Genomic DNA, 26149 nt, shown 5'->3' with positions numbered 1-26149 from the left:
CGCGTGACCGGCGTCCCATCGGCATCCCCGACGAAGGAGCCGAACGGTGAGCACCGAGCACACCCCAGGTCCCGTGCCTGAGCCCGAGCCCGCGCACGCCCGTGCGTCCGGGCCGGACGGCCGGGACGCCGAAGACCCGGGCGGCGCCGGCGAGCCCGGCCGTCCGGACGGCGGCAGGCGCCGCCCCGGCGTGCTGGTGGCCGCGGCCGTCGCCGCCGCGGTGATGCTGACCGGCGGCGGGGTCGCGTATCTGGTGGACCGTACGGACGACGGCGGCGGTGCCGGCTCCGACGGCGGCGAGCCGCCGCCGCTGCGGCTCGACGGGCTTTCCATGGAGGCCGCGGCGACGGGCGGGAGCGCGCCGCTGCGGCTCGTCGGCGAGTTGCCGGAAGGGCCGGACGAGGCGCCGGTGTTCGAGCCCGCGGGCCGGGTCGGGGCCGCCGATGTGGCGCGGCTCGCGGCGGCGCTGGGGATGGACGGCAAGCCCCGCGAGGAGGGCGGCGGCTGGCGCGTCGGCGTCTCACGCGACGGGCAGGGGCCGCTGCTCCAGGTCCAGGCGGAGGCGCCGGGCGCCTGGACGTACCAGCAGTACGGCGGCACCGCCTGCGACCTGCCGCTGCCGGCGGAGCAGGACGGCGGCGACCCGGACGCGGCGGTGACGTCCGCGTGCGCGGCCCCCGTCACCCCGCGCGACGCGCAGGGCGACCCGGTGCCGGCGGCCGCGGCGAAGAAGGCCGCGGAACCGGTGCTCGCGGCGGTGGGCCAGGAGGACGCCGAGGTGGCGGCGGCCCAGCCGTTCGGTGCCGTGCGTACGGTGACGGCGGAGCCGGTCGTCGGCGGGCTGCCGACGGCGGGCTGGCAGACGTCGCTGCAGATAGGCGGGGACGGGCAGGTGACCGGCGGCAACGGCTACCTGGCCGACCCCGCGGAGGCGGACACGTACCCGGTGATCACGGCGGACGCGGCTTTCGAGGAGCTGAACAAGCCCTCGGGCGGCAGCGGTGAGGCGCCGGCGGTCGCCCCGGCGTGCGCCTCGGCGGTGCCGTACGAGGAGGGCACGGGGCCCGGCAAGCCGCTGGTCGGCAAGGTCGACCCGTGCACGGGCAAGATGGCGCCGACCAAGGTGCGCGGCGCCGAGTTCGGGCTCTCCGCGCAGTCGGTGGAGGGGCGGCCGGTGCTGGTGCCGTCCTGGCTGTTCCAGGTGACGAGCGACTCGCCCACCCCGTTCCACGGCGGCAAGCCGGGCACGGTCGTCTGGCCGCAACTGGCCGTCGCGCCGGAGTACGTCACCGCCGCGGAGCCGAGCACGCCGGCGGTCCCCGAGCCGGCCCCGCCGACGTCCGCCCCGGGCGCCGAGCCCACCGCGGGCGGCGGCACCGCCGGCCGGCCCGGCAGCCCCGCGCCGTCGGAGAGCAGCGACTCCGGGCCGGATTCACCCGGTCAGGTGGAGCCCGCCGAGCCCGCACAGCCGCCGTCGTCCGTGCCCGCCGAGGAGCCGGAGAGCCGCGGCGGTGCGGTGGGGAGCCCCGTGGGCATCGAGTCGTACTCGGTGACCGGGCGCACCCTGAAGCTGCACTTCTGGGGCGGCGTGTGCACCGAGTACGCGGCGACCGCCGACGAGTCGGACGGTGCGGTGACGGTGCGGCTCACCGGCGAGGACGAGCCGGGCGAGGTCTGCATCCAGATCGCGAAGCGCTTCACGGAGACGGTGGAGCTGTCCGCACCGCTCGACGGCCGCAAGGTCCTGGACGCGCGAACGGGAGAGCGGGTGGCCGCCAAGTAGGTAGTAAGAACTTGCCACGCCGGGCGGCAACGCCCACACAAGCGGAAGGCGGCGGAACCGTGGGGGTTTCCGCCGCCTTCCTCCATGCCGGTGCGGGCCGGCGGCCCGTATCGCGCTCCGGGCGGGTTCTAGCTGAAGGAGTCGCCGCAGGCGCAGGAGCCGGTGGCGTTCGGGTTGTCGATCGTGAAGCCCTGCTTCTCGATCGAGTCGACGAAGTCGATGGACGCGCCGGTCAGATACGGGGCGCTCATCCGGTCGGTCACGACCGAGACGCCACCGAAGTCCTTGACGACGTCACCGTCGAGGTCGCGGTCGTCGAAGAAGAGCTGGTAGCGCAGGCCGGAGCAGCCACCGGGCTGAACGGCGACGCGGAGCTTGAGATCCGGCTGGCCTTCCTGCTCCAGCAGGCTCTTGACCTTCGCCGCAGCGGCGTCGGACAGAATGATGCCGTCGACTGCGGTGGTCTCGCCCTGAACGGTCATTCGCATGTCTCCCGGGTTGTGGACTGCTTGCCGATCGAGTCCAACCGGCCGCGCTCCCGATTCATTCCGGCCGGGCGCGCGCTTTCTTGCTCCTTTCATGCTCGCATACGCCACCACTTCGGGTCATCCGCCCAAGGTCGGAGGAGGGCATACGGACCGGGCTGGGACCCGGGCGCGGCATTCGTCACATTGACGCGAGCACCATCGTCAACCTGACGCGAAGGGGATATGATTAATAACGTCAATGTGACGAAAATGGATGCGCCGGCAGCCCGCCGAGAGCCGAAGAGAAAGGGTGGAGTGCGCTGTGACCACCGCCCAGGACCTTGATGTGACCCCCACGCCCCTCGCCCTGCTGCTGCTCGGGCGGGAGGCTGACCCCTCCAGCGAGCGCGGCGTCGACTGCCCCGGCGACCTGCCCGCCCCCTCGGACCCCGGGCTGGTCGAGCGCGCCCGCGCCGCCAAGGAGCGGCTGGGCGGGAAGGTCTTCGTCCTCGGCCACCACTACCAGCGCGACGAGGTCATCCAGTTCGCCGACGTAACCGGCGACTCGTTCAAGCTCGCGCAGCAGGCCGCCGCCCGCCCCGACGCGGAGTACATCGTCTTCTGCGGCGTGCACTTCATGGCCGAGTCCGCGGACATCCTTACCTCCGACGCCCAGGCGGTCGTCCTGCCCGACCTGGCGGCCGGCTGCTCCATGGCCGACATGGCCACCGCCGAGCAGGTCGCCGAGTGCTGGGACGTGCTCACCGAGGCCGGTGTGGCAGACGTCACCATCCCGGTCTCGTACATGAACTCCTCCGCGGACATCAAGGCGTTCACCGGCCGGCACGGCGGCACCATCTGCACCTCCTCCAACGCCGAGCGGGCCCTGAACTGGGCGTTCGACCAGCGCCCCGCCGGCGAGGGCAAGGTGCTGTTCCTGCCCGACCAGCACCTCGGCCGCAACACCGCGATACGCGACCTGGGCCTCTCCCCCGACGACTGCGTCGTCTACAACCCGCACCGGCCGGACGGCGGCCTGACCGCCGAGCAGTTGCGCGCCGCGAAGATGATCCTGTGGCGCGGGCACTGCTCCGTGCACGGCCGCTTCTCACTCGACTCGGTCGAGGAGGTGCGCGAGCGCATCCCCGGCGTGAACGTGCTGGTCCACCCCGAGTGCAAGCACGAGGTGGTCGCCGCCGCCGACCACGTCGGCTCCACCGAGCACATCATCAAGGCCCTCGACGCGGCCCCGGCCGGTTCGAAGTGGGCCATCGGCACAGAGCTGAACCTCGTCCGCCGGCTGGCGAAGCAGCACCCCGACAAGGAGATCGTCTTCCTCGACCGCACCGTCTGCTTCTGCTCCACGATGAACCGCATCGACCTGCCCCACCTGGTCTGGGCGCTGGAGTCGCTGGCCGACGGCAAGCTCGTCAACCGCATCGAGGTCGACAAGGAGACCGAGGACTACGCCAAGCGCGCGCTGGAGCGGATGCTGGCGCTGCCCTGACGGCCGGATGCGGGGGGTGACGCGGGCCCGGCGCAGGGCAGAGGATTGACCTCATGATCCTGCGCCAGGTCCGCGACTCGAAGGACGACGCCGAGGCCGTACGCGCCACCGCCTACGCCGCGTTCGCCGCCTCGCACGCCGCCAAGGGCGACCCGCCCGAGGAGCCGGACGAGAACGGCGCGATCCTCCTGCGCAGCGTCGTACGGCACCTGGCGCGCACCGACCCCAGCGGCTGCTGGCTGGCCATGGACGACTCCGGCCGGCCGCTGGGCGCGGCGCTGTCCACCAGGCGCGAGGGCACCTGGGGGCTCTCGCTGCTGGTCGTCGCGCCGGAGGCGCAGGGCAAGGGGCTGGGCAAGGCGCTGCTGGCGCGCACGCTCGCGTACGGGCGCGGCTGCCTGCGCGGCCTCATCTGCGGCTCCCGCCACCCGCACGCCGCCCGCGCCTACCGCGCCGCGGGCTTCACCCTGCACCCCGCCATGCGGCTGCGCGGCACCGTCGACCACGCCGGCCTCGAACCGCCCACGGGCGCCGTCGTCGAGGGCGGCCCCGGCCAGCGCGACCTCATGGACTCCGTCGACCGCAGGCTCCGCGGCGGTGCCCACGGGCCCGACCACACGGAGCTGCTGCGGCACTACCAGTGCATCGTCTCCGACGACCTCGCGGGCAGCGGGTACGCGTACCTGCGCGACGGCGGCATCGAGCTGCTGGCGGCGACGTCGCGCCGGATCGCGGCGCGGCTGCTGACGGCGGCGCTGCTGAGCCTGGCCCCGGGGGCGGTGGCGCGGGTCGCGGATCTGACGGCGGACCAGGAGTGGGCGGTGGACGTGGGGCTGGCGGCGGGGCTGGAGCTGACGACGGCGGGTTACGTGTGCGTACGGGGCATGCGACCGCCGGCGCCGTACATCCCGTCGGGGACGTTCCTGTAGCGGGGCGGTGCGAGGCTAGCTGCCGGGGCGGACGAGGCCCGACTCGTAGGCCAGGACCACCAGTTGGGCCCGGTCGCGGGCGCCCAGTTTGGCCATCGTGCGGTTGACGTGCGTCTTCACCGTCAGCGGGCTGACCTCCAACTGGCCGGCGATCTCGTCGTTGGCCAGGCCGCGGGCGACGAGCCCCAGCACCTCGCGCTCCCGGCTCGTCAGCGCGGCCAGGCGGTCCGTCGCCTCCGCGCCCCCGGTGGCGTCGGCCGGGCCGCCCGGCGGGGTGTCGCCGCCCGCCAGGAAGCGGGCGATCAGCCCCTTCGTCGCCGTGGGCGACAGCAGCGCGTCGCCGTCCGCGGCGACCCGGATCGCGGCCAGCAGCTCGCCGGGCTCCGCGCCCTTGCCGAGGAAGCCGGACGCGCCTGCGCGCAGCGCCTCGATGACGTACTCGTCGACCTCGAAGGTCGTGAGGATGACCACGCGCACGTGGCTGAGGCCATCGTCCTCGGAGATCGTGCGGGTGGCGGTCAGGCCGTCGGTGCCGGGCATCCGGATGTCCATGAGCACCAGGTCCGCGTCCGTCTCGCGGACGATCCGCACCGCCTCCGCGCCGTCGCCCGCCTCGCCGACGACCTCCATGTCCGGCTCGGAGTCGACCAGGACGCGGAACGCGCTGCGCATCAGCGCGTGGTCGTCCGCCAGCACCACCCGGATCGGCCGCGTCCGCGGCGGCGGGACCTCGCTCACCCCTGCTCCTTGATCGCCTCACCGGGCGCGCGGCGCAGACAGCCGGACGCCCGCGTCCCGTTCGCCTCCCGCTCCCGCGGCGGCCGGGCCGTGCCCGGGCCGCCGGCGGCGGGGGTGCCGCCCGTGTCCGCGTCCGCGGCCACCCGCAGCGGCAACCGTACCCGTACCTCGAAGCCCGTCCGGCCGTCCGTACGCTCCCCCGCCGTGCACCTGCCGCCCAGCGCGGCGGCGCGCTCGCGCATGCCGACGAGCCCGAGCCCGCCGGCGCGCTCGCCGTCCTCGTCCACCTCGGCGCCGCCCTTCACGCCGCCGTCCTTCCCCCCACCGTCCTTCCCGCTGCTGTCCCTGCCGCCGCCGTCCCGCCGGGCGTCGTCCCGCCCGTCGTCCGGTCCGGTGCCGGCCGCGCCGGGGCCGTCGTCGCGAACCGCGATCTCCAGCTCGTCCGCCTCCCGCGACAGACTCACCACCGCTTGCGCCTCCGCCCCCGCGTGCTTGCGCACGTTCGTCAGCGCCTCCTGGAGCACCCGGTACGCGGCCAGGTCCACCGCCGCCGGCAGCCCGCCGACCACCTCGGCCGCCCGCTCCACCCGCGTCGTCACCGCCGTCCTGCGCGGGCCCAGCTCCGAGGCGACCTCCACCGACACCGGCGTGCCCGCGCGGACGAACCCCTCCACCAGCTCCGTCAGCATCGCCAGCCCCGGCGCCGGCTCGGTGGGCGCGTGCGGGTCGCCGGACTGGCGCAGCAGCCCCACCGTGGTACGCAGCTCCTCCAGCGCCGTGCGGCCGGCGTCGCGTACGTGCGCCAGCGCCTCCTTGGCCTGGTCAGGACGGCTCTCCATCACGTGCGAGGCCACCCCCGCCTGGACGTTGACCAGCGCGATGTGGTGCGCGACGACGTCGTGCAGCTCGCGCGCGATCCGTACCCGCTCCTCCGCGACCCGCCGCCGCGCCTCCTCCTCGCGGGTCCGCTCGGCCCGCTCGGCGCGCTCGCGGATGGCGTCGACCACGGCCCGGCGGCTGCGCACGGCGTCACCGACGCCCGCGGCCATCCCGGTCCAGGCGAAGACCCCGAGGTTCTCGTCCGCGTACCAGGGGCGGTCGCCGAAGAGCATCATCGCGAACGTAAGCACCCCGATGGTGAGCAGCGCGATGCGCCAGGTGGTGTGCCGGTCGGTGCGGGCGGCGACGGTGTAGAGGGAGACCACGACGCTCAGCGCGATCGGCGAGCGCGGGTCGCCCGCAGAGGCGATGACGTGCGCGATGGTCAGCGTCATCGTGGCGGCGAGCACGGCCCACGGCAGCCGCCGGCGCAGCACGAGGACGGCACAGGCCGCGGTCGCGAGCACGACCTCGGCGGGGCCCAGGTCGGCGGGCGGCGGCGCGTTCGCCCCGCGGTCGGGGTACACGGAGCTGATGAGGATGGCGGCGAGCGCGACCGCCGCCAGCAGGGCGTCGGCCGCGAGGGGATGCGCCCGCAGCCAGCGGGGCAGAGCGGCGAGTGGGGTCACGGCAGCATGGGGTGCAGAGGAGGGCCGGCCCCGGTCCTGACGACCGGGGCGGGGAGCGGCCGAGGCGTACGTGGTGCTGGGCCGGATGTCAGCCGGGGATCAGCCGGGGATGAGGCCGTCGTCGCTGAGCATCTCCCGGACCTCCTCCAGGGAGGCGTCGGGCCCCGGGAGGATCAGCTCGGAGGGCTCCAGCGCGTCGGCCGGGAGCGGGGTGCCGAGCGAGCGCACGGCATCCAGCAAGGCGCCGAGGGTCCGCCGGAAGCCGGCCTCGTCGCCGCCCTCCATCTCGGCGAGCAGCTCGTCGTCCAGCTTGTCGAGCTCGGCGAAGTGGCTGTCGTCCAGCTTCACCTGACCCTCCCCCATGATCCGTACGATCACGGCCTTCTCCCGTTCTTCCGAGCCCGTCGCGGGGCGGTCACTGCTTGTCGAACCGCGGGGCGTCCTGCGGCGGAGCCTGCTGCTGCGGCGGCGTCTGGGCGCCCTGCTGGCCGCCCTCGATCGCCTGCTGCTGCTCGGCGGGGCCGCCCGCCAGCTCGGCCTTCATGCGCTGCAGCTCCAGCTCGACGTCGGCGCCGCCGGAGAGCCGGTCCAGCTCGGCGGAGATGTCGTCCTTCGCCATCCCCGTCGGGTCGTCCAGCGCACCGGAGGCCAGCAGCTCGTCGATCGCGCCGGCGCGGGCCTGCATCTGCGCCGTACGGTCCTCGGCGCGCTGCACGGCCAGGCCGACGTCGCCCATCTCCTCGGAGATGCCGGAGAACGCTTCGCCGATCCGGGTCTGCGCCTGCGCCGCGGTGTAGGTGGCCTTGATGGTCTCCTTCTTCGTCCGGAAGGCGTCCACCTTGGCCTGCAGCCGCTGGGCGGCGAGGGTGAGCTTCTCCTCCTCGGTCTGGAGCGTCTGGTGCTGCGTCTCCAGGTCGGTGACCTGCTGGTGCAGCGCCGCCTTGCGGGACAGCGCCTCGCGCGCCAGGTCCTCGCGGCCGAGGGCGAGGGCCTTGCGGCCCTGGTCCTCCAGCTTGGCGGACTGGTTCTGCAACTGGCCGAGCTGCAGTTCCAGGCGCTTGCGCGACGTCGCCACGTCGGCGACGCCCCGGCGCACCTTCTGGAGCAGCTCAAGCTGCTTCTGGTACGAGTAGTCGAGGGTCTCGCGCGGGTCCTCGGCCCGGTCCAGGGCCTTGTTGGCCTTCGCGCGGAAGATCATCCCCATCCGCTTCATGACACCGCTCATGGGCCTCGCGCGCCCCCTTCTGACGGACTTCAGCCTCGGCACATACTCTGCAGAACCCACAGTACGGGCCCTGCTTCTATTACCGCACTGCCTGGGCGCCAATGCGCTCCTCCTGTGGGACGAACCGCCGGGGGTCCGTCCTCCCGCCCAGGGAGTAGACGACCGTAGGGGCTCCCGGTTCGCGCGCCCCCACAGGTAGTGACACGCACGCCGTTGCCGGATCGTTCCCCCTCGCTCTGGGTCGTACACCCGGGAGCCCCTATTCTTGGGCTTGTGTTCGGAAGCCGTTCCAAGGATGACCAGTCCACTGAGCCCGAGGTGAGCGCGGTGGAGTCGAAGCATGTGCGTCCGGCCGAGGCGCCCAAGGGCAGGCCCACGCCCAAGCGCAGCGATTCGCAGGCGCAGCGCCGCGCCATGGCCAAGACGCCGGTGACACGCAAGGAGGCGTCGAAGCGCGCGCGGGAGACGCGCAGGGCCGACATGGCCCGCCAGCGCGAGGCCCTGGCCTCGGGCAACGAGAAGTACCTGCCCGCGCGCGACAAGGGCCCGGTGCGCAAGTTCGTGCGGGACTACGTGGACTCGCGGTGGTGTGTGGCGGAGTTCTTCCTGCCGCTGGCCATCGTCATCCTCCTGCTCAGCATCACGCCGTCGGCGGGGCTGAAGAACATCTCGCTGCTGCTGTGGCTGTTCGTGATCGTGCTGATCGTCTTCGACTCGATCGCGATCTCGGTGCAGGTGAAGAAGCAGCTCAAGGCGCGCTTCCCGGACGAGAGCCACCGGGGCGCCAAGGCGTACGCGCTGATGCGCACGCTGCAGCTTCGCCGGATGCGGCTGCCGAAGCCGCAGGTGAAGCGGGGCGAGCGGCCCTGACGCCGGCGGGCGTACGGGGCGGAGACCGCCGCGTACGCCCGTACGAGCCGGACGCCGCCGCCCGGATGCCGGGCCGGGTGCTACGCGCCCTCGGCCGCCGCCAGGCTCATCGGGCCGTACACCTCGGCCCCGTCCTCCAGCAGCCGTACCTGCTCGACGCCGCCCGCCAGCAGTTCCTTCCAGACCTCGCCGAGCCACGACTCGGCGTCACCCTGAGTCGTGAAGTCCTCCGGCTCCACCGCCGGGGTCGTCTCCGTGCCGTCGGCCTTCTCGAACCGCCAGGTCCACGCTGCCATGACTGCCTCCGTCCCACGCCGGATAGTGCGCTGGCAGCGTAACCGAGAGCGCTGAAGCGCCGCCCCGCCCGGGCGCGGGACCGCCCCTCGCGAGACGATCGGGGCGTGGACATCACCCTCCTCGGCACCGGTGCGCCCGCCGGGCTGCCGCGCCCCGGCTGCCCCTGCGCGGCGTGCGCCGCCGCCGTCGGGCCCGGGGCGCGGGCGGCGACGTCCGTCCTGGTGGACGGCATCGTGCTGCTCGACCTCACGCCCGGCGCCGCGCTCGCCGCGGCGCGCGCCGGGCGGACGCTGTCCGGCGTCATGCAGGTGCTGCTCAGCCACCCGCACGACGGCCCGGCCCTGGCGCCCCCCGCGGGCGTGCCGGCGCCGTCGCGGGCGCCGGAGGGGCAGGAGGTGACGCTGATCAGCGGGCACCGGGTGCGGGCCGTCGCGGTCGACCACCCCGGCACCGGGTACGAGATCACCGGGCCCGGCGGGCGGCGGCTGCTGTATCTGCCGCCGGGGGCCGCGCCGGCCGGCCTTGAGGGCTCGGTGGAGCCGTACGACCTGGTGCTGCTCGACGTCTGCGGGCGCCCCGACGCGCTCGCCCGGCTGCGCGCCCACGGCGCCGTCGCCGCCGCCACCGACGTCGTCGCCGTCCACCTCGGCGGCCATTCCGGCGACGCCTCCGGGCCGACGCCGCCGCCGGGGCCCGAGCTGCACCGCCGGCTCGCCGCCGCGGGCGCCAGGGCCGTACCGGACGGGGTGAGCCTCGTCGTGGGACACGGCCCGGACAGCCCCGTCGTGCCGCGGCGCACGCTGGTCCTGGGCGGCGCCAGGTCGGGCAAGTCGGTGGAGGCGGAGCGGCGGCTGGCGGCGTTCCCCGAGGTCGAGTACGCGGCCACCGGCGGCACCCGCGACGGGGACGCCGAGTGGGCGGCGCGGGTCGCCCTCCACCGCGAGCGCCGGCCGGCGAGCTGGCGTACCACCGAGACCTGCGAGCTGCTGCCGCTGCTCACCGCGCAGGGCGCGCCGCCGCTGCTGATCGACTGCCTGTCGCTGTGGCTCACGGACGCCATGGACCGGGCGGGGGCGTGGGAGGGCGGCGACGTGCGGCCGCGGGTCGACGAGCTGGTCGCGGCGGTGCGCGCCAGCCGCCGCACGGTCGTCGCCGTCAGCAACGAGGTCGGCTCGGGCGTCGTCCCGGCCACCCCCGCGGGCCGGCTCTTCCGCGATGAACTGGGCCGGCTGAACGCGGGGGTGGCGGCGGAGTGCGAGCAGGTGCTGCTGGTGGTGGCGGGGCAGGTGCAGGTCCTCCGGGGGTAATCGGTTCTGCGGGCGGGCACGGACCGCCGGTGGATCACCACCGCGTACGCCGCACCGCTGCCCGTTCCCATACCGGACCGGATGCGGACCAACCGGCCGGGCACCGGCCCCGCGGGCACGGCGGAGATCCGCCGGAGCGGCGCCGCCCGCGCCCGTTCCCCGGCGGCCAACCTCGGGGGCAGCGGAGTCGGCGGCGCGCCCGGCGGGTAATCTGCGCCCGTGAGCGGCCTGAATCTGGACGACTTCATCAACGACATCGACCGCCCCGACTCGGCCATCCGCCGGGATGCCGAGGAGTGGCGGGCGACCCACGGCCCGCGCCCCGGCGCCCTCGGCCGCCTGGACGACCTCGGCGAGTGGCTGACCGCGGCGCAGGGCGGCGTGCCGGCCAAGCCGGTCGCGGCGGCGCGCCTGGTGCTCTTCGCCGGCGACCACGGCGTCGCCGAGCTGGACGTCTCGGGCCGCGCCGCGGGCACGGCCGACGCGCTGGCCCGCGCCGCACTCGACGGCCGGAGCGCCTCGGCGATCCTCGCCCGCCGCTTCGGCGCCGGGCTGCGGGTCGTCGACATGGCGCTCGACTGCGACCCGGAGTCGCTGCCGAAGGAGGTCACCCGCCATCGCGTACGCCGCGGGTCCGGCCGTATCGACGTCGAGGACGCGCTGACGGCGGAGGAGGCCGAGGAGGCGTTCCGGGCCGGGATGGCGGTCGCGGACGAGGAGGCCGACTCCGGTACGGACCTGCTGCTCCTCGGCGACCTCAGCGTCGGCGGCACCACGGCGGCGGGCGCGATCGTCGCGGCCCTCTGCGGCACCGACGCCTCCGTGGTCACCGGCCGCGGCGGCGCGGGCATCGACGACCTGGCCTGGATGCGCAAGTGCGCCGCGATCCGCGACGCGCTGCGCCGCGCCCGGCCGGTGCTGGGCGACCAGTTGCAGTTGCTCGCCACGGTCGGCGGCGCGGACCTCACCGCGATGACGGGCTTCCTGCTGCAGGCGGCGGTACGCCGCACGCCGGTGGTGCTCGACGGGGTGGTCTCGGCGGCGGCCGCGCTGGTCGCGCAGCGGGTGGCGTTCCGGGCGCCGGACTGGTGGCTGGCCGGCCAGGCGAGCGGTGAGCCGGCGCAGGAGAAGGCGCTGGACCGCATCGCGATCGACCCGCTGCTCGACCACGGGGTGACGACGGGCGAGGGCGCGGGCGCCCTGCTGGCCCTGCCGTTCCTCCAGGCGGCGGCGGAACTGTGGGCGGACCTGCCGGAGAACACCGCGGGCCAGGACACCGCGGCCGAGGAAGCGGTTGACGACATCACCTGAGGCGCCCCCTCCGGAGGACCGGAACACGGCCCGGGCGGCGGAGCCGCACGAGCACGCCGCGGCGGGCCGGCCCGGACACCCGGACGCACCCAAGTCCGGTTCTCCGGACGAGGCGGACACCGCCGGGCCTCCGGTCACGCCCGGCCCGGCGGAGCGCGCGGAGCGCCGCGACGCCACCGGGCCGCCCGAAGCCTCCCGCCCGCCGGAACCGGCCCCGCCACCCCACGCAGCCGCGCACGACCGGTCGGACGCCGACGCACCCAGCCGTTCCGGGAGCCGCACCGCCGCGGATGCGCCTGGCTCATCTCCCCTCGACGGGCTGCGGTTTGCCTTCGGGACCCTCACCGCTCTGCCCGTGCGCGTGCACCGCTGGGACCGTGCCGCCGCGCGCGGCGGCATGGTCGCCGCGCCCCTCGTCGGGCTCGTGCTCGGTGCACTGGCCGCCGGGGCCGGTTGGCTGCTGCTGCTCGCGGGGGCCGGGGCGGCCGTCGCCGCCGTGGTCACCGTCGCCGTGCCGGCCGTGCTGACGCGCGGGCTGCATCTCGACGGGCTCGCCGACACCGCCGACGGGCTGGGCAGCGGACGGCCCGCGGCCGGGGCACTGGCGGTCATGCGGCGCTCCGACATCGGCCCGTTCGGCGTGATCACGCTGCTGCTGGTGCTGCTCGGGCAGGTCGCCGCGGTGGCCGAGTTGTACGGCGACGGCTCCAGGATCCGCGCCGCGGTCGCCGTCACCGCCGCCGCCGTCGCCGCCCGCGCGGCCCTCACCCTCGCCGCCCGCACCGGTGTGCCGCCCGCCCGTCCCGAGGGGCTGGGCGCCGCGGTGGCGGGGGTGCTGTCCGTTCGTACGGCCGTCGCCTGCACGGCGGTTGCCGCCGCCGTCCTCGCCGCGGCGGCCGGGCTCCTCTCCGGCCCGTACGCGGCGCTGCACACCGCGCTCGCAGTCGCCGCGGGACTGGCCGCCGCCGAACTGCTGCGGCACCACTGCGTACGGCGCCTCGGCGGGGTCACCGGCGACGTCTTCGGCGCGCTCGCCGAGACCGCCGCGACCGCCGCCCTGATCGCCGCCGTCCTGGGCCCCGCCTAGGGTCTGTCGTCGATCTCGCGTCGTTCGCCCGCAGGGCGGGTGGCGCAGGGGGTACCGCCCACGCCCCCAGGGCGTAGGGGGAGGCCGGTGCGTGTGATCGCAAGGCGGAGGGCCGACCGCGCAGTGGGCCTGTGCGGTCGATCCCGACAACGCGGCGTGCGTGCCGGGCTCCCCCACAGCGCGCTGCGCGCACGTGGGCGGTACCCCCAGCCGCAGACGAGAGATCGACGACAGACCCCGGAACCGCCCGCGGCGCCAGGCGACCCGTCCCCGGCCACCCGCCGCGCTCCCAAGACCGCCGCGCCCACCCCCTGTTCACCGCCGTCCCGGCCCCGCCGGCCCCCGGCGTCAACCTGCCGCCATCCGCACTTCGGGCGAACGGCGCGGGTCCGGCGCGGGATCCGCGCGGGAATCGGCGCGCGGCCCGCAGGCGCCCGCAGCAGCGCCGCGACGCCCCGCGGCGGGTCCCCGCCACCTGCCCGTACGCGGGGAAACCCGCCGTCAACCCGCCGCCCTCCGCGGGCGCCGTACCGCATACGATGCCGCGTACACCCCCCGGAAACCCGCACCGAGAATGGATCACCACCACCGTGACTGCTCTGACTCTCAGTTCCTCGTCCGCCACCGGCCTGCGTGCGGACGCCGTCGTCGTGGGCGTGGCCAAGGGCCCGAAGGGGCCCGTGCCGGCCCCCGGCGCCGAGGCCGTCGACGAGGCGTACGGCGGGAAGCTGGGCGCCGTGCTGGAAGCCCTCGGGGCATCCGGCGGCGAGGGCGAGATCACGAAGCTGCCCGCCCCCGACGGCCTCAAGGCGCCCGTCGTCGTCGCCGTCGGCCTCGGCGCCGTGCCCGAGAAGGGTGTCGGCTACGACACGGAGACCCTGCGCCGCGCCGCGGGCAGCGCCGCCCGCGCGCTGGCCGGCGCGAAGAAGGCCGCGTTCGCGCTGCCGCTGGACGTCGCCGACGACACCGCCGCCGTGGCGGAGGGCGCGCTGCTGGGCGCGTACGCCTTCAACGCCTACCGCGACGGCGGCGCGGCCGCCGACGACAAGGACGACAAGGGTGCCAAGGGCACCAAGGGCGGCAAGGCCGCGAAGGGCAAGGCGAACGGCGGCGCCAAGGCCGCGCTCGCCGAGATCGCCCTCCTCGGCGGCAAGCGCGACAAGGCCCACCGCGCCGCCGTCGAGCGCGCCGCCGTGCTCGCCGACGAGGTCAACCGGGCCCGCGACCTGATCAACATCCCGTCCAACGACCTGGACCCCACCGGCTTCGCCGCCGCCGCCCAGCAGGCCGGCAAGGAGCACGGCTTCAAGGTCACGGTGACCGACGAGAAGGCGCTCGCCAAGGGCGGCTACGGCGGCCTGCTCGGTGTCGGCCAGGGCTCGCAGACCCCGCCCCGGCTGGTCCGCCTGGAGCACCGGCACCCGAAGGCCGAGCAGACGATCGCGCTGGTCGGCAAGGGCATCACGTACGACTCGGGCGGCATCTCGCTCAAGCCCGCGGGCCACAACGAGACGATGAAGTGCGACATGAGCGGCGCCGCGGCCGTGCTCGCCGCCGTCTCCGCCGCCGCCCGGCTGGAGCTGCCGGTGAACGTCACCGGCTGGCTGGCGCTCGCCGAGAACATGCCCTCCGGCTCCGCCACCCGCCCGGGCGACGTGCTGCGGATGTACAGCGGCAAGACCGTCGAGGTGCTGAACACCGACGCCGAGGGCCGGCTGGTCCTCGCGGACGCGCTGACGAAGGCGTCGGAGGAGAAGCCCGACTACATGATCGACGTGGCGACCCTCACCGGCGCCATGGTGCTGGCGCTGGGCAACCGCACCTTCGGGATCATGGCCAACGACGACGCCTTCAGGACCCGGATCCACGTCCTCGCCGAGGCGGCGGGCGAGCAGTCCTGGCCGATGCCGATGCCGCCGGAGCTGAAGAAGGGCATGGAGTCCCCGATCGCCGACATCGCCAACATGGGCGAGCGGATGGGCGGCGGGCTGGTGGCAGGGCTCTTCCTGGAGGAGTTCGTCGGCGAGGGCATCACCTGGGCGCACCTGGACATCGCGGGCCCGGCCTTCAACACCTCGGGGCCTTTCGGCTACACCCCGAAGGGCGGCACCGGATCCGCGGTCCGCACGCTGGTCGCGATCGCCGAGGAGGCGGCGCACGGCGACCTGGTCTGACGTGCACCGCAGCCCGCCGGTGACCGGTCTCCGGGCCGGCGGGGTGCGGCCCGCGTCTCCGTCTTCCGTCGACAAGTGCGAAGATGGCTGGTGGCAGGACAGGGCCTCAGTAGTAGAGCGGCCGATAAGGAGCCGCCGCCCGGCCGCAGCACGGCCGGCCACCGGCGCACATGCATGGAGGACGTGACGTGGCGAACGACGCCAGCACCGTTTTCGACCTGGTGATCCTCGGAGGCGGCAGCGGTGGCTATGCCGCCGCCCTGCGAGGCGCTCAGCTTGGTCTTGACGTCGCCCTGATCGAGAAGGACAAGGTGGGCGGCACCTGCCTGCACCGAGGATGCATCCCGACGAAGGCGCTGCTGCACGCCGGGGAGCTCGCCGACCAGGCGCGCGAAGGCGCATCCTTCGGAGTGAACACCTCGCTCGACGGCATCGACATGGCCGGCGTGCACAAGTACAAGGACGGCGTGGTCGCCGGCCTCTACAAGGGGCTGCAGGGACTCATCGCCTCCCGCAAGGTCACCGTCGTGGAGGGCGAGGGCCGGCTGTCCTCGCCGACCTCGGTGGACGTGAACGGCCAGCGGTACACCGGGCGGCACGTGCTGCTCGCCACCGGTTCGTACTCGAAGTCCCTGCCGGGCCTGGAGATCGACGGCAACCGCATCATCGCCTCGGAGCACGCGCTGACCCTGGACCGGGTCCCGAAGTCGGCGATCGTGCTGGGCGGCGGCGTCATCGGCGTGGAGTTCGCCTCCGCGTGGAAGTCCTTCGGCGCCGACGTGACGATCATCGAGGGCCTCAAGCACCTGGTCCCGGCCGAGGACGAGAACAGCTCCAAGCTGCTGGAGCGGGCCTTCCGCAAGCGCGGCATCAAGTTCAACCTGGGCACCTTCTTCGAGAAGGCGGAGTACACCCAGGACGGCGTCAAGGTCACCCTCGTCGACAGCAAGGAGTTCGAGGCCGAGCTGCTGCTGGTCGCGGTCGGCCGCGGCCCGGTATCGCAGGGCCTGGGCTACGAGGAGCAGGGCGTGGCCATGGACCGCGGCTTCGTCCTGACGGACCCGTACAAGCGCACCAACGTGCCCACGATCTCCGCCGTCGGCGACCTGACCCCGGTCCTCCAGCTCGCGCACGTCGGCTTCGGCGAGGGCATCCTCATCGCGGAGCGGCTGGCCGGGCTCGACGTGGTGCCGATCGACTACGACGGCGTGCCGCGGGTGACGTACTGCCACCCGGAGGTCGCGTCCGTCGGCATCACGGAGGAGAAGGCGAAGGAGAAGTACGGTGCCGACAAGGTCGTGGCGCTGAAGTACAACCTGGGGGGCAACGGCAAGAGCAAGATCCTCAAGACCTCGGGCGAGATCAAGCTCGTCCAGGTCAAGGACGGCCCCGTGGTCGGCGTGCACATGGTCGGCGACCGCATGGGCGAGCAGGTCGGTGAGGCGCAGCTCATCTACAACTGGGAGGCGCTGCCGGCCGAGGTGGCCCAGCTCGTCCACGCGCACCCGACGCAGAACGAAGCGCTCGGCGAGGCCCATCTGGCGCTGGCCGGCAAGCCGCTCCACGCTCACGACTGAGCCACGGACACACGCCCACCATCCCCCAAAGATCGTTAGGAGCAACCGAAACCATGGCGGTTTCCGTAACCCTGCCGGCGCTCGGTGAGAGCGTCACCGAGGGCACCGTCACGCGCTGGCTCAAGGCCGAGGGCGAGAGCGTCGAGGCCGACGAGCCGTTGCTCGAGGTCTCCACCGACAAGGTCGACACCGAGATCCCCTCCCCCGCTGCCGGAGTGCTGTCCTCCATCAAGGTGGCCGAGGACGAGACCGTCGAGATCGGCGCAGAACTGGCCGTGATCGACGACGGTACGGGCGGCGCCGCGGCGGCGCCCGCGCCGGCCGCAGCGCAGGCCGCGGCCCCCGCGGCCGCGCCCGCCGCCGCACCGGCTCCGGAGCCCGCCCAGGCCCCGGCTCCGCCGCAGGCCCAGGCTCCGGCGCCGGCCGAGGCCGCACCCGCGCCCGCGCCCGCGGCGCCCCCGCAGCCCGCGCAGGCCGCGGGCGGCGCTCAGGGCACCGACGTCACGCTGCCCGAGCTGGGCGAGTCGGTCACCGAAGGCACCGTGACCCGCTGGCTGAAGCAGGTCGGCGAGCAGGTCGAGGCCGACGAGCCGCTGCTGGAGATCTCCACCGACAAGGTCGACACCGAGATCCCCTCACCGGCGTCCGGCACGCTGCTGGAGATCGTGGTCCAGGAGGACGAGACGGCGGAGGTCGGCGCGAAGCTGGCGGTCATCGGCAGCGGCGCGGCCGCTCCGGCGGCTGCCGCACCCGCCGCTCCGGCAGCTCCGGCTCCCGCTCCGGCGGCGCCCGCACCTGCCGCCGCGGCACCCGCCCCGGCCGCGGCTCCGGCTCCCGCTCCGGCGCCCGCACCGGCACAGCCGGCCCCGCCCCCGCCGCCGCCGGCCCAGCCCGCCCCGGCGCCCACCCCGGCACCGGCCGCTCCGGCTCCCGCCGCCGCGGCTCCGGCGCCCGTACCCGCCGCCGAGGGCGCGTACGTCACCCCCCTGGTGCGCAAGCTCGCCGCCGAGTCCGGCGTCGACCTGGCCGCCGTCAAGGGCTCCGGCGTCGGCGGCCGGATCCGCAAGCAGGACGTCGTCGCCGCCGCCGAGCAGGCCGCCCGCGCCGCCGCCTCCGCCCCGGCCGCCGCCACCGCGGCGCCGTCGGCGGGCCGGCCCGCGGCGCCCGTGCTGGAGGCGTCGCCGCTGCGCGGCCAGACCGTGAAGATGCCGCGCATCCGCAAGCTCATCGGCGACAACATGATGCGCGCCCTGCACGAGCAGGCCCAGTTGTCCACCGTGGTCGAGGTGGACGTCACCCGCATCATGCGGATGCGGGCCCGGGCCAAGGACGCGTTCGCCCAGCGCGAGGGCGTGAAGCTCTCGCCGATGCCGTTCTTCGTCAAGGCCGCCGTCCAGGCGCTGAAGGCCCACCCGGTCGTCAACGCCCGTATCAACGAGGACGAGGGCACGATCAGCTACTTCGACACCGAGAACGTCGGTATCGCGGTGGACACGGAGAAGGGCCTGATGACCCCGGTCATCAAGGGCGCGGGCGACCTCAACATCGCCGGCATCGCCAGGAAGACGGCGGAGCTGGCGGACAAGGTCCGCAACAACAAGATCACCCCGGACGAGGTGTCCGGCGCGACCTTCACCATCAGCAACACCGGTTCGCGCGGCGCGCTGTTCGACACGATCATCGTGCCGCCGAACCAGGTCGCCATCCTGGGCCTCGGCGCCACCGTCAAGCGTCCGACGGTCGTCGACCACCCGGAGCTGGGCGAGACGATCGCCGTGCGGCACATGACGTATCTGACGCTCTCCTACGACCACCGCCTGGTGGACGGCGCCGACGCCGCCCGCTACCTGGGGGCGGTCAAGGGCCTGCTGGAGGCGGGCGAGTTCGAGAGCGAGATCGGCCTGTGAGGCGAGCGGTCCGGTAGCTCCGTACGCACCGGCCGCGCCCCCGCTCCGAGCAGCAGCCCGGGCGGGGGCGCGGTCGTGTTCCCGGTGGGTGAGCGGGGGGGCCGGGTCTGATCAGCAGGTGTCCCGGTACGGCGTCCCCGGCAGGTACGCCTCCCAGTCGGCCCGCGACAGACCACCGCCCGCGCGGGCGCACACCGCCTGCCGCGCCCGCTCCGGATCCGCCGGGTAGGCGCGCGGCGCGGTGTGCCGCCCGACCGCGTAGATCTCGCTGCCGTCGGGGCTGAAGGAGACCGCCAGCAGTTCGTCGCCCGCGGTCGGCAGATTGCCGCCCAGCGACTGGTTCGACGCGGTGTCCCACAGCCGCAGCGTCCCCGAGTGCCCCGCGACCGCCAGCGTGCGCCCGTCCGGCGAGAACGCCAGCGCCGTCGCCGGCTCCGCGGCGCCCGTCTGCATCCCCCGGTACGTACCGGGCAGCACCCCGAGGCGGCGCCGGCCCTCGCCGTCCCACAGCGTGATGCGGCCGGAGTCGTCGCCCGCGGCGAGGAAGCGGCCGTCCGGGCTGAACTCCACGGAGCGCACCCCGTCCTGCGCCAGCGGCCGCGGCGTCACCCGGCCCCCGCGCAGCGCGACGAGCTGGTCGTCGCCCGTGGCCAGCAACTTGCCACCGGGGTGCAGGGCCAGCGGATCGCCGCCGGTGTCGCGCAGCCGCCGCACGCGCTCGCCGCGCGAGACGTCCCACACCTCCAGGGACTCCCGGTCGGGTATCCGGGAGAGGATCAGCTTGCCGCCCGCGCCGTACGCCAGGCTGTTCAGCGGGTTGGCCCGCGCCGGATCCGGGGTGACGACCAGCGTCCGTACGATCCGGCCCTTCGCCGTGTCCCACACGTGCACCCGCTCCGGCTCGTCGCCCAGCACGCTCGGCAGCGCGTACGCCAGCCGCCGGCCGTCCGGGCTGAACGCCATCAGCGGAATGCAGAAGTCCTCGACCGGATCCAGCCCCTCCGGCACCCGGCAGGGCAGCGGGGGCGGCGTCTGCGGCGTCCGGCCGCCGCGCATGTCGCGCACCTCGAAGACGCCGCGCGCCCCCGAGCGGCGGGCGGTGACCAGCTTGCCGCCGTCCGGGCTGAACGCCGCGCCTTCCAGCCGCCGTTCGTGCCAGCCGGCGCCCGCGATGCCGTCCAGCCGCACGGTACGCACCACGTGCCCGGACAGGCCGCTGAGATACCGCAGCTCCCTGTTGCCCGGCGTCACCCGCAGCTCCGTCGCGTACTCGCTGACCAGCGGATGGCGCAGCACCGGCGCCGAGGCGTCGGCCGTGCGCCACACGATCAGCTCGTCCGGGCCCACGGCGGCGACCAGCGAGCCGTCCCGGCTGAACTCGATCTCCGACAGCCCCTCGCGCTCCACCTCCAGCCGCTTCCGCCCCGTCGCCACGTCCAGCACGCGGAAGCCGGAGTCGTTCATCACGACGATCCCGCGGCTGTCGGGCGTGAACTCCAGCGCCGCCGTGTCGGCGCCGCAGGCGTCGCGGGCGGCGGGGTACGCGCGCAGCATGCGCTGCCGCGCGCCCGTGTGCCACACCTCGGGCACGCCGCTGTCCGGGCACACGACGACGAGCCGGTCGTCGGGGCTGACATGGCTGAACCAGCCGGGGTCGCCGCTGCCCGTCTCGTAGGAGAAGAGCTTCTTGCGGCTGCGTACGTCGTAGAGCGCGAGATGCGTCCGCTCGCCGTCGAAGGACCAGGTGTTCGACACGTATGTCCGGCCGCTGGGGCCGAACCAGCCCGTCGAGCCGGGGATTTCACCGCGGCGGCCGGGGCGCAGCCGCAGGCCGCCGTCGTCGTCGGCGACGGCCAGGGTGCGGCCGTCGGGTGAGACGTCGAAGTCGGATTCGTCGACGGGGTGGCCGAGGCCGGGCCCCGAGTCGAGCCGGCGGTGGGTGGCGACGTCCCAGCGCTCGGTGCGGTCCTTGCCGACGCTGGTGACGGTGCGGCCGTCGGCGCTGAGGAAGCGCTGCGCGCGCGGCTCGCCGTCCTGGGGCAGCGCGAACGAGTCGGACTCGCGCTGGTGCAGCGCGCCGAGCAGGGCGCCGCGGGTCTCCGGGGTGTCGGCGAGCCGCCAGGCGGCGACGCTGAGCTGCATGGCCCGTACGGGATCGGTGAACCGCAGGCTCCCGGCGACGGCGGCGACGCGGCGGGCCTCGGCGCGGCGGTGCTCGGCGTCGGCGGCGCGGTCCTGCTGCCACGCGAACGAGCCGGCGACCAGGGCGAGGACGACCAGCGCGACCAGCGTGGTGAGCAGGCCGCGGAACCGCCGCCGCTCCCGGCCGCGGGCGGCCCGGCTGGCGGCGAGGAAGGCGGCCTCGCCGCCGGTCAGCTCCTGCGGCCGGTCCGCGAACAACTCCTCGGCCTGCGCGAGCCGGCTCCCCCGGTACAGCGCCCCGGGATCGCGGTCCAGCTCCTCCCAGCCGTGGGCGGCCTCGGTGAGCTGCCGCAGGGCGCGCATGCGCTCGCGGTCCTCCTCGATCCAGCCGCGCAGGCGGGGCCAGGCGGTGAGGAGGGCTTCGTGGGCGAGGTCGACGATGTCGTCGTCGAGGGTCAGCAGCCGGGCCTCGACGAGCCGTTCGAGCACGTACCCGACATCGGCGGCGGCATCGTCCCGGAGGTGGTCGGGGTCGTCACCGGGGCGCGCCGCCGGTCCCCCGCTCCCGCCTGCGGCACCGGCATGCGCGGCGATCTCCGCCAGCTCCGCCCGCGGTGCCGGGCGGCGGGTGTCCTGGGAGCCCTCGCCGGGCGAGACCAGGCGGAGCAGTGCGCGGCGGGCGACCTGCTGCTGCGGCGGCGTCAGCTCGCCGTAGACCCGCTCCGCCGTCCGCGCGATGGCACCGCGGACGCCTCCCGCCGCCTCGTACGCCTCCTCCGTCAGCGACCGGCCGCGCCGCCGGTGCCACGTCTCCAGCAGCACGTGCGACATCAGCGGCAGCGCGCCCGGTTCGCCGTCGACGTCCTTGAGGATGCGCGCCGTCAGGGCCCGTTCGACGATCAGGCCCTCCGCCGCCGCGGGCTTGACCACCGCCTCGCGCAGCTCCGCGGGCGACATCGGGCCGACGAGCAACTGCGCGTCGCGCAGCGCCTCGGTCAGCGGGCGGTGCTCGGCGCAGCGGCCGTAGAAGTCCGCCCGTACGGCGATGACCACCCGCAGGCGGCGCGCCGGGTCGCGGGCGGCGAGGAGGCGGTCGAGGAAGGCGGCGCGCTCCCCGGGGTCCTGGCAGAGGGTGAAGACCTCCTCGAACTGGTCGACGAGGAGGTACGTGTCCCCCTCGCCGGGCGCCGCGTCGAGCACGTCGGCGTGCGTACGCGCCGGATGCTCGCCGGGCGTGAGGATCCGCAGCGCGGCGGGCGGCGGGCAGACCGGCTCCCCGCCGCCCCCGCCCGGCTCCCCCGGCGCCTGCTCCCCGCGCTCTCCGCGCTCGGTCCGCTCCGCCCCCTCCGCACCCTCGCCGTCCCGTCCCCGTACGCCCCCCGACTGCAGCGCCGGTACGAGCCCCGCGCGCAGCAGCGACGACTTCCCGCTCCCCGACGGGCCGAAGACCGCCGCGAAGCGGCGGGCGCGGACCAGCTCCACGAGGTCCGCGGTGAGCCGGTCGCGGCCGAAGAACCGGTCGCGGTCGCCCGGTTCGAAGCGCGCCAGGCCCCGGTACGGCGGCGCGGCGTCGCCGTACTGCAGCGGCTGCTCCGCGTCCTCCGCGGCCGCCTGCCGCCAGCGCCACTCCCACTCGCCCCGGTCGCCGCCGCAGGCTTCCGCGTACGCCAGCGCCACCGGCAGCGACGGCAGCCGGTCGCCGGCGGCGGCCTGCGACAGCGCCGTCACCGAGTACGGCCCGCGCGCGGCGAGCTGCCGGTAGGTCGGTCCCCCTGCTTCGGCCCGCAACTTGCGCAGCTCGTACGCGAAGCGCTGGACCGGGCCCGCGGACGGATCCACGGGCTTCTCGCGCCGCCCCATGGGCGGACCCCCCTCGCTGCCCTGCTCCCCTGCCTGCTCCCCCGGGTCGCTCCCCACGATAAACCGCGCCGCGGACGCCGTACGACGGCCCTCGGGGATTGTTCAGAAGGGCCGAAACGGGGTGCTGAACAACGGTCCTGCCGATCTAATCGGTCCAGACCGAACAAAATGAAGGGACTTCCCATGAGCACATCGGGGGGAGGCCGCCGCCGCATACGACAGCGCATCGTATGGGGGGCGTTGACGGCCGTCGCGGGCACCGCGGCCGCCGTCGTCGTGGCCGTGCCGCTCGGCGCGGCGGGCGACGACCAACAGGACGGGGATCCGGGGGTGGCCGCATCGTCCCCGGCGCCCGGCGCGCTGGGGACGCCGGGCACCGGGGGACCGGGCACGGCCCCGCTGCCGAGCGAGAAGACCGGCACGGGCAGCGACCCGCTGACGCCGGACGAGGAGCAGCGCGCCGAGGAGCTGGCGCTCGCCGGGGACCGGCCGCTGCGTACGGAGAGCGAGGGGGTCAGGGGCCGCGAGGGCATACCGCAGCTCGTCAACACCGACCTCGCCGACTCCTCGGCGAGCGCCGGCGACGACCGGATCGCCGAGGTGTACTTCTACGACTACGCGCGGGACACGCTCGTCCAGAAGAGCGTCAACCTCGGCAGCAACGAGGTCGTGGACACCGTCGAGTCCACCGGCGCGCAGCCCCCGCCGGCCGCGCCGGAGGCGGAGGCCGCCGCCGACCTGCTGGTGGACAGCCCCGTCGGGGCCGGACTGCGGCAGGACTACAAGGCGGCGACCGGCAAGGAGCTGACCGGCGCCGGGCAGTTGCAGGTCCAGGGGATGACGTACGAGGCGCGGCCGGGCGACTCCGGCGGCCTGGAAAAGTGCGGCGAGCACCGCTGCGTGCGGCTCTTCACCCGGGTCAAGGACGGCCCGTGGATCGACACCCGCGACTTCGTCATCGACCTGAGCGAGCGGAAGGTGCACCATGCGTAACCCCACGACCCACGGGCCGGACGCGCCGGACGCCGGCTCCGGCGTATCCGCCGGCCGGCGCGGGGGCGCGTTCTGGCGCCGCCCCGCGACCTGGCGCGGGGGCGCCGTCGCCGCCCTGGTCCTGCTGCTCCCGGCCGCCGGACCCGCGGCGCTGCCCACGGCCGGCGCCGCGACGCCGAAGGCGCCGCAGGCGGCCGCGCCGGACTGCAGCGAGGAGTACCGGATCACTCACAAGCTGCCCAACGGCACCGAGTGGCAGATGTGTTACCGGAACAACGACTACGCGGGCCTGGTCCTGGAGGACATCTCGTACAAGCCGAAGGGCGCCCGCAGCGCCGTCCCGGTGCTCAACAGCGCCCGGCTGGGCCAGATACACGTGCCGTACGACGACGGCGGCGTCGAGTACTACGACGTCACCGACATCTCGCTCGGCACGTCGCCCGTGTCGCTGAAGGAGAAGGACTGCCCCGGCGGCACCCGCCGCCCGGTGAAGGTCGGCGGCGAGGCGTACGACGCGGTGTGCGTCACCCAGCAGCCGCGCGGCTTCGCGCACTTCGGCAACAGTTGGGACGTCGGCGAGGAGAACGGCCGCAACGACAGCGCGCAGGGCGACGACCTCGTCGTCTACACCATCCACTCGGCGGGGTACTACTACTACATCACCCAGTGGAACTTCTCCGACGACGGCACCATCACCGCCAAGGAGGGCGCCACCGGCAACCTCTCCCCCGGTGACTTCGACGCCTCGGACAAGCAGGGCTGGCCGATCGGCAAGGAGTCGCGCGACCGCGCGACCAGCCACCAGCACAACATCTTCTGGCGGCTGGACTTCCAGACGGACAGCGCCCGCCCGGCCAAGATCCAGCAGTACGACACGAACCGCAGCGGCACCGGCGAGGGGGGCTACCCGGCGCAGGAGACGACCCGCAAGAACGTCACCAAGGAGACGTCGGGCAACTCCGGCCAGCACCGCTGGTGGCGCGTGAGCGGCACGGCGGGCAAGAACGGCGACGGGCACACCCGGTCCTGGGAGCTGGTCCACAGCAACAGCGCGCGCTACACGGGGCGCAAGTTCACCAGCAAGGACGTGTACTTCACGCAGTACAAGAAGTGCGAGAAGTTCCCGAACCACAACCGGCGGTGGGACTCCAACTGCTCGAAGGACATCGTCGCCGCCACCAACGGCGAGCAGCTCAAGCACCCGATCGTCTGGGTGAACGTCGGCTTCCACCACATCGCCCGCGACGAGGACCAGTCGCCGATGCCGGTGCACTGGCAGGGCTTCCAGCTCTCGCCGCGCGACGTGACGGACATGAGCCCGCTCACGCCCGACCGGCTGCGCAAGCCGCAGTACAACGGTGATCCCTTCGACTGAGCGAGGGCACCACGCGCGCTGACGCATGCTGACGCGCACCTCCGCGGCGTCCCCGTCCGGCTCCGGTCCGGGCGGGGGCGCCGTATTCTCGTCTGCACCCCCTGCACGTCTGTGTGAGCACCCCGAGGAGATGCCGATGCCCCCTACCGTCGTCCATCCGTCGCTGCGCGAGCAGATCCGCGAGCACATCGTGGAGGGCGTCGTCAGCGGCCGGTGGAAGCCGGGCGAGCGGATCGTGGAGCGGCGGATCGCGGTCGAGCTGGAGGTCAGCCAGACGCCGGTGCGCGAGGCGCTGCGCGAGCTGGAGAGCATGCGGCTGATCGAGTCGGCGCCGAACAAGGGCGTACGGGTCCGCGACCTGACGGCGGCGGATCTGGAGGAGATCTATCCGGTACGGGCCGGCCTGGAGCAGATCGCGGCGGAGCTGGCGGCACCGCGGCTGGCGACGGACGTCTCGGCGCTGGAGCCGCACGTGGCGGCGCTGCGGGAGGCGGACGCGAAGGGGGACGGCGGGGCGCAGGTCAGGCACACGGTGGCGTTCCACCGGGAGCTGGTGCGCGCGTCGGGCAACAGCGTGCTGCTGCACACGTGGGAGTCGCTGGGGATCGAGATCTACACGTCGCTGGCGATCCGCTGGCTGGGCACGCGCCAGCAGTCGTACGCGGAGGAGCACGCGGAGATCGTGGAAGCCTTCCGCCGCCGCGACCCGGCCATCGCAGAACTGGTCAAATCCCACGTCCTGGGCTGCGCCCCCGCGTAACCGGGCCCCCTGGGGACCCCGCCCCACCGCCCCGCGGGGCTACGCCCCGCCCTCCAGGCGCTGTGCACCGAACGCGACGAGGGCTCCGCCCCCGGCCCGGGGATCGCCTCAGGCCCCGTACGCGCCCCGGCTCGGAGCTGCGCCCCTGCCCTCGCAGGGCTGCGCCGGCCCCTCTCGCGGCACGACGCGCCCCGGACTCGGCCGGAAGCTCCGCCCCACGACCCCGCGGGGCTCGTCCCGAGCCGGGACCGGACCCGGCCGGACGCTCTGCCGTGGGGCCTCCGTGCCCATGGGGCTGGGCCCCCTGTCCTCCTACGGGCCTCGCGCCCCGT

At 74.8% G+C, this 26149-nt stretch carries 20 protein-coding genes; 13 read left to right on the top strand and 7 right to left on the bottom strand.

Annotated features, from left to right (window positions below):
- Positions 1–46: 46 nt before the first annotated feature.
- Positions 47–1783, top strand: a complete 1737-nt coding sequence (locus CXR04_RS27700; RefSeq protein WP_101424957.1) for a hypothetical protein — start codon at positions 47–49, stop codon at positions 1781–1783.
- 128 nt (positions 1784–1911) lie between these two features.
- On the opposite strand, the gene erpA is transcribed toward CXR04_RS27700, so the two are convergent.
- The gene (gene erpA, locus CXR04_RS27695; RefSeq protein ID WP_101424956.1) at positions 1912–2265 is read right to left on the bottom strand and encodes an iron-sulfur cluster insertion protein ErpA; all 354 of its coding nucleotides are present in this window, start codon (positions 2263–2265) and stop codon (positions 1912–1914) included.
- A 307-nt stretch (positions 2266–2572) separates the two neighbouring features.
- Here erpA and nadA point away from each other — a divergent pair, with 307 nt between their 5' ends.
- Both nadA and CXR04_RS27685 read left to right on the top strand, forming a co-directional pair.
- The gene (gene nadA / locus CXR04_RS27690; RefSeq protein ID WP_101424955.1) at positions 2573–3757 is read left to right on the top strand and encodes a quinolinate synthase NadA; all 1185 of its coding nucleotides are present in this window, start codon (positions 2573–2575) and stop codon (positions 3755–3757) included.
- A 53-nt stretch (positions 3758–3810) separates the two neighbouring features.
- Complete coding sequence (locus tag CXR04_RS27685; RefSeq protein WP_101424954.1) at positions 3811–4686, top strand: GNAT family N-acetyltransferase; 876 nt, start codon at positions 3811–3813, stop codon at positions 4684–4686.
- A 15-nt stretch (positions 4687–4701) separates the two neighbouring features.
- On the opposite strand, the gene CXR04_RS27680 is transcribed toward CXR04_RS27685, so the two are convergent.
- The 4 genes from CXR04_RS27680 to CXR04_RS27665 form a co-directional block, all read right to left on the bottom strand.
- Positions 4702–5424: a response regulator gene (locus tag CXR04_RS27680; protein WP_101424953.1), complete on the bottom strand. Its 723-nt coding sequence runs from the start codon at positions 5422–5424 to the stop codon at positions 4702–4704.
- Complete coding sequence (locus CXR04_RS27675; RefSeq protein ID WP_101424952.1) at positions 5421–6932, bottom strand: sensor histidine kinase; 1512 nt, start codon at positions 6930–6932, stop codon at positions 5421–5423. Before CXR04_RS27675 ends, CXR04_RS27680 begins: the two co-directional genes overlap by 4 nt.
- A 99-nt stretch (positions 6933–7031) precedes the next feature.
- Positions 7032–7310 carry a PspA-associated protein PspAA gene (gene pspAA / locus CXR04_RS27670; protein ID WP_101424951.1) on the bottom strand — a complete coding sequence of 93 codons (279 nt, stop codon included), beginning with the start codon at positions 7308–7310 and terminating at the stop codon, positions 7032–7034.
- A gap of 37 nt (positions 7311–7347) precedes the next feature.
- Positions 7348–8157: a PspA/IM30 family protein gene (locus CXR04_RS27665; protein ID WP_101424950.1), complete on the bottom strand. Its 810-nt coding sequence runs from the start codon at positions 8155–8157 to the stop codon at positions 7348–7350.
- Between the two features lie 318 nt (positions 8158–8475).
- Here CXR04_RS27665 and CXR04_RS27660 point away from each other — a divergent pair, with 318 nt between their 5' ends.
- Positions 8476–9027, top strand: coding sequence for a DUF3043 domain-containing protein (locus tag CXR04_RS27660; protein ID WP_101424949.1), 552 nt, complete (start codon positions 8476–8478; stop codon positions 9025–9027).
- 80 nt (positions 9028–9107) lie between these two features.
- Here the strand turns inward: CXR04_RS27660 and CXR04_RS27655 are convergent, their stop codons facing one another.
- Complete coding sequence (locus tag CXR04_RS27655; protein WP_101424948.1) at positions 9108–9323, bottom strand: hypothetical protein; 216 nt, start codon at positions 9321–9323, stop codon at positions 9108–9110.
- Positions 9324–9428: 105 nt separating this feature from the next.
- Here CXR04_RS27655 and CXR04_RS27650 point away from each other — a divergent pair, with 105 nt between their 5' ends.
- The 6 genes from CXR04_RS27650 to sucB all read left to right on the top strand — a co-directional run bounded on the left by CXR04_RS27650 (position 9429) and on the right by sucB (position 18687).
- Positions 9429–10631, top strand: coding sequence for a bifunctional adenosylcobinamide kinase/adenosylcobinamide-phosphate guanylyltransferase (locus CXR04_RS27650; protein ID WP_199850543.1), 1203 nt, complete (start codon positions 9429–9431; stop codon positions 10629–10631).
- A 219-nt stretch (positions 10632–10850) separates the two neighbouring features.
- The gene (locus tag CXR04_RS27645) at positions 10851–11942 is read left to right on the top strand and encodes a nicotinate-nucleotide--dimethylbenzimidazole phosphoribosyltransferase (RefSeq protein WP_101424947.1); all 1092 of its coding nucleotides are present in this window, start codon (positions 10851–10853) and stop codon (positions 11940–11942) included.
- A gap of 319 nt (positions 11943–12261) precedes the next feature.
- Complete coding sequence (locus tag CXR04_RS27640) at positions 12262–13029, top strand: adenosylcobinamide-GDP ribazoletransferase (protein ID WP_101426639.1); 768 nt, start codon at positions 12262–12264, stop codon at positions 13027–13029.
- 590 nt (positions 13030–13619) lie between these two features.
- Positions 13620–15203 carry a leucyl aminopeptidase gene (locus CXR04_RS27635; RefSeq protein WP_101424946.1) on the top strand — a complete coding sequence of 528 codons (1584 nt, stop codon included), beginning with the start codon at positions 13620–13622 and terminating at the stop codon, positions 15201–15203.
- Between the two features lie 188 nt (positions 15204–15391).
- Positions 15392–16780 carry a dihydrolipoyl dehydrogenase gene (gene lpdA, locus CXR04_RS27630; RefSeq protein ID WP_199850542.1) on the top strand — a complete coding sequence of 463 codons (1389 nt, stop codon included), beginning with the start codon at positions 15392–15394 and terminating at the stop codon, positions 16778–16780.
- A gap of 53 nt (positions 16781–16833) precedes the next feature.
- Entirely contained in the window at positions 16834–18687 is a 1854-nt protein-coding gene (sucB, locus tag CXR04_RS27625) for a 2-oxoglutarate dehydrogenase, E2 component, dihydrolipoamide succinyltransferase (RefSeq protein WP_101424944.1), read from the top strand.
- A 111-nt stretch (positions 18688–18798) separates the two neighbouring features.
- Here the strand turns inward: sucB and CXR04_RS27620 are convergent, their stop codons facing one another.
- Complete coding sequence (locus CXR04_RS27620; protein WP_101424943.1) at positions 18799–22689, bottom strand: nSTAND1 domain-containing NTPase; 3891 nt, start codon at positions 22687–22689, stop codon at positions 18799–18801.
- Positions 22690–22929: 240 nt separating this feature from the next.
- On the opposite strand from CXR04_RS27620, the gene CXR04_RS27615 reads away from it, so the two are divergent.
- The 3 genes from CXR04_RS27615 to CXR04_RS27605 all read left to right on the top strand — a co-directional run bounded on the left by CXR04_RS27615 (position 22930) and on the right by CXR04_RS27605 (position 25817).
- Entirely contained in the window at positions 22930–23682 is a 753-nt protein-coding gene (locus CXR04_RS27615) for a hypothetical protein (protein ID WP_101424942.1), read from the top strand.
- Positions 23675–25057: a copper amine oxidase gene (locus tag CXR04_RS27610; RefSeq protein ID WP_101424941.1), complete on the top strand. Its 1383-nt coding sequence runs from the start codon at positions 23675–23677 to the stop codon at positions 25055–25057. The genes CXR04_RS27615 and CXR04_RS27610 overlap by 8 nt, the downstream gene beginning before the upstream one ends.
- Positions 25058–25193: 136 nt before the next feature.
- Positions 25194–25817, top strand: a complete 624-nt coding sequence (locus tag CXR04_RS27605) for a GntR family transcriptional regulator (protein WP_101424940.1) — start codon at positions 25194–25196, stop codon at positions 25815–25817.
- The last annotated feature ends 332 nt before the right edge of the window (positions 25818–26149 follow it).

This window comes from Streptomyces sp. CMB-StM0423 (assembly GCF_002847285.1).
Taxonomy (GTDB): domain Bacteria; phylum Actinomycetota; class Actinomycetes; order Streptomycetales; family Streptomycetaceae; genus Streptomyces.
Note: the sequence above shows the minus strand (reverse complement) of the source record. Positions and strands in the feature narration are given on the sequence as shown.

What these genes read in the sequence shown, in the direction of transcription:
- CXR04_RS27665 (WP_101424950.1), bottom strand. Translation starts at nt 8,157, where the DNA reads ATGAGCGGTGTCATGAAGCGGATGGGGATGATCTTCCGCGCGAAGGCC.
- CXR04_RS27620 (WP_101424943.1), bottom strand. Translation starts at nt 22,689, where the DNA reads ATGGGGCGGCGCGAGAAGCCCGTGGATCCGTCCGCGGGCCCGGTCCAG.
- CXR04_RS27655 (WP_101424948.1), bottom strand. Translation starts at nt 9,323, where the DNA reads ATGGCAGCGTGGACCTGGCGGTTCGAGAAGGCCGACGGCACGGAGACG.
- erpA (WP_101424956.1), bottom strand. Translation starts at nt 2,265, where the DNA reads ATGACCGTTCAGGGCGAGACCACCGCAGTCGACGGCATCATTCTGTCC.
- CXR04_RS27610 (WP_101424941.1), top strand. Translation starts at nt 23,675, where the DNA reads ATGCGTAACCCCACGACCCACGGGCCGGACGCGCCGGACGCCGGCTCC.
- sucB (WP_101424944.1), top strand. Translation starts at nt 16,834, where the DNA reads ATGGCGGTTTCCGTAACCCTGCCGGCGCTCGGTGAGAGCGTCACCGAG.
- CXR04_RS27605 (WP_101424940.1), top strand. Translation starts at nt 25,194, where the DNA reads ATGCCCCCTACCGTCGTCCATCCGTCGCTGCGCGAGCAGATCCGCGAG.
- CXR04_RS27685 (WP_101424954.1), top strand. Translation starts at nt 3,811, where the DNA reads ATGATCCTGCGCCAGGTCCGCGACTCGAAGGACGACGCCGAGGCCGTA.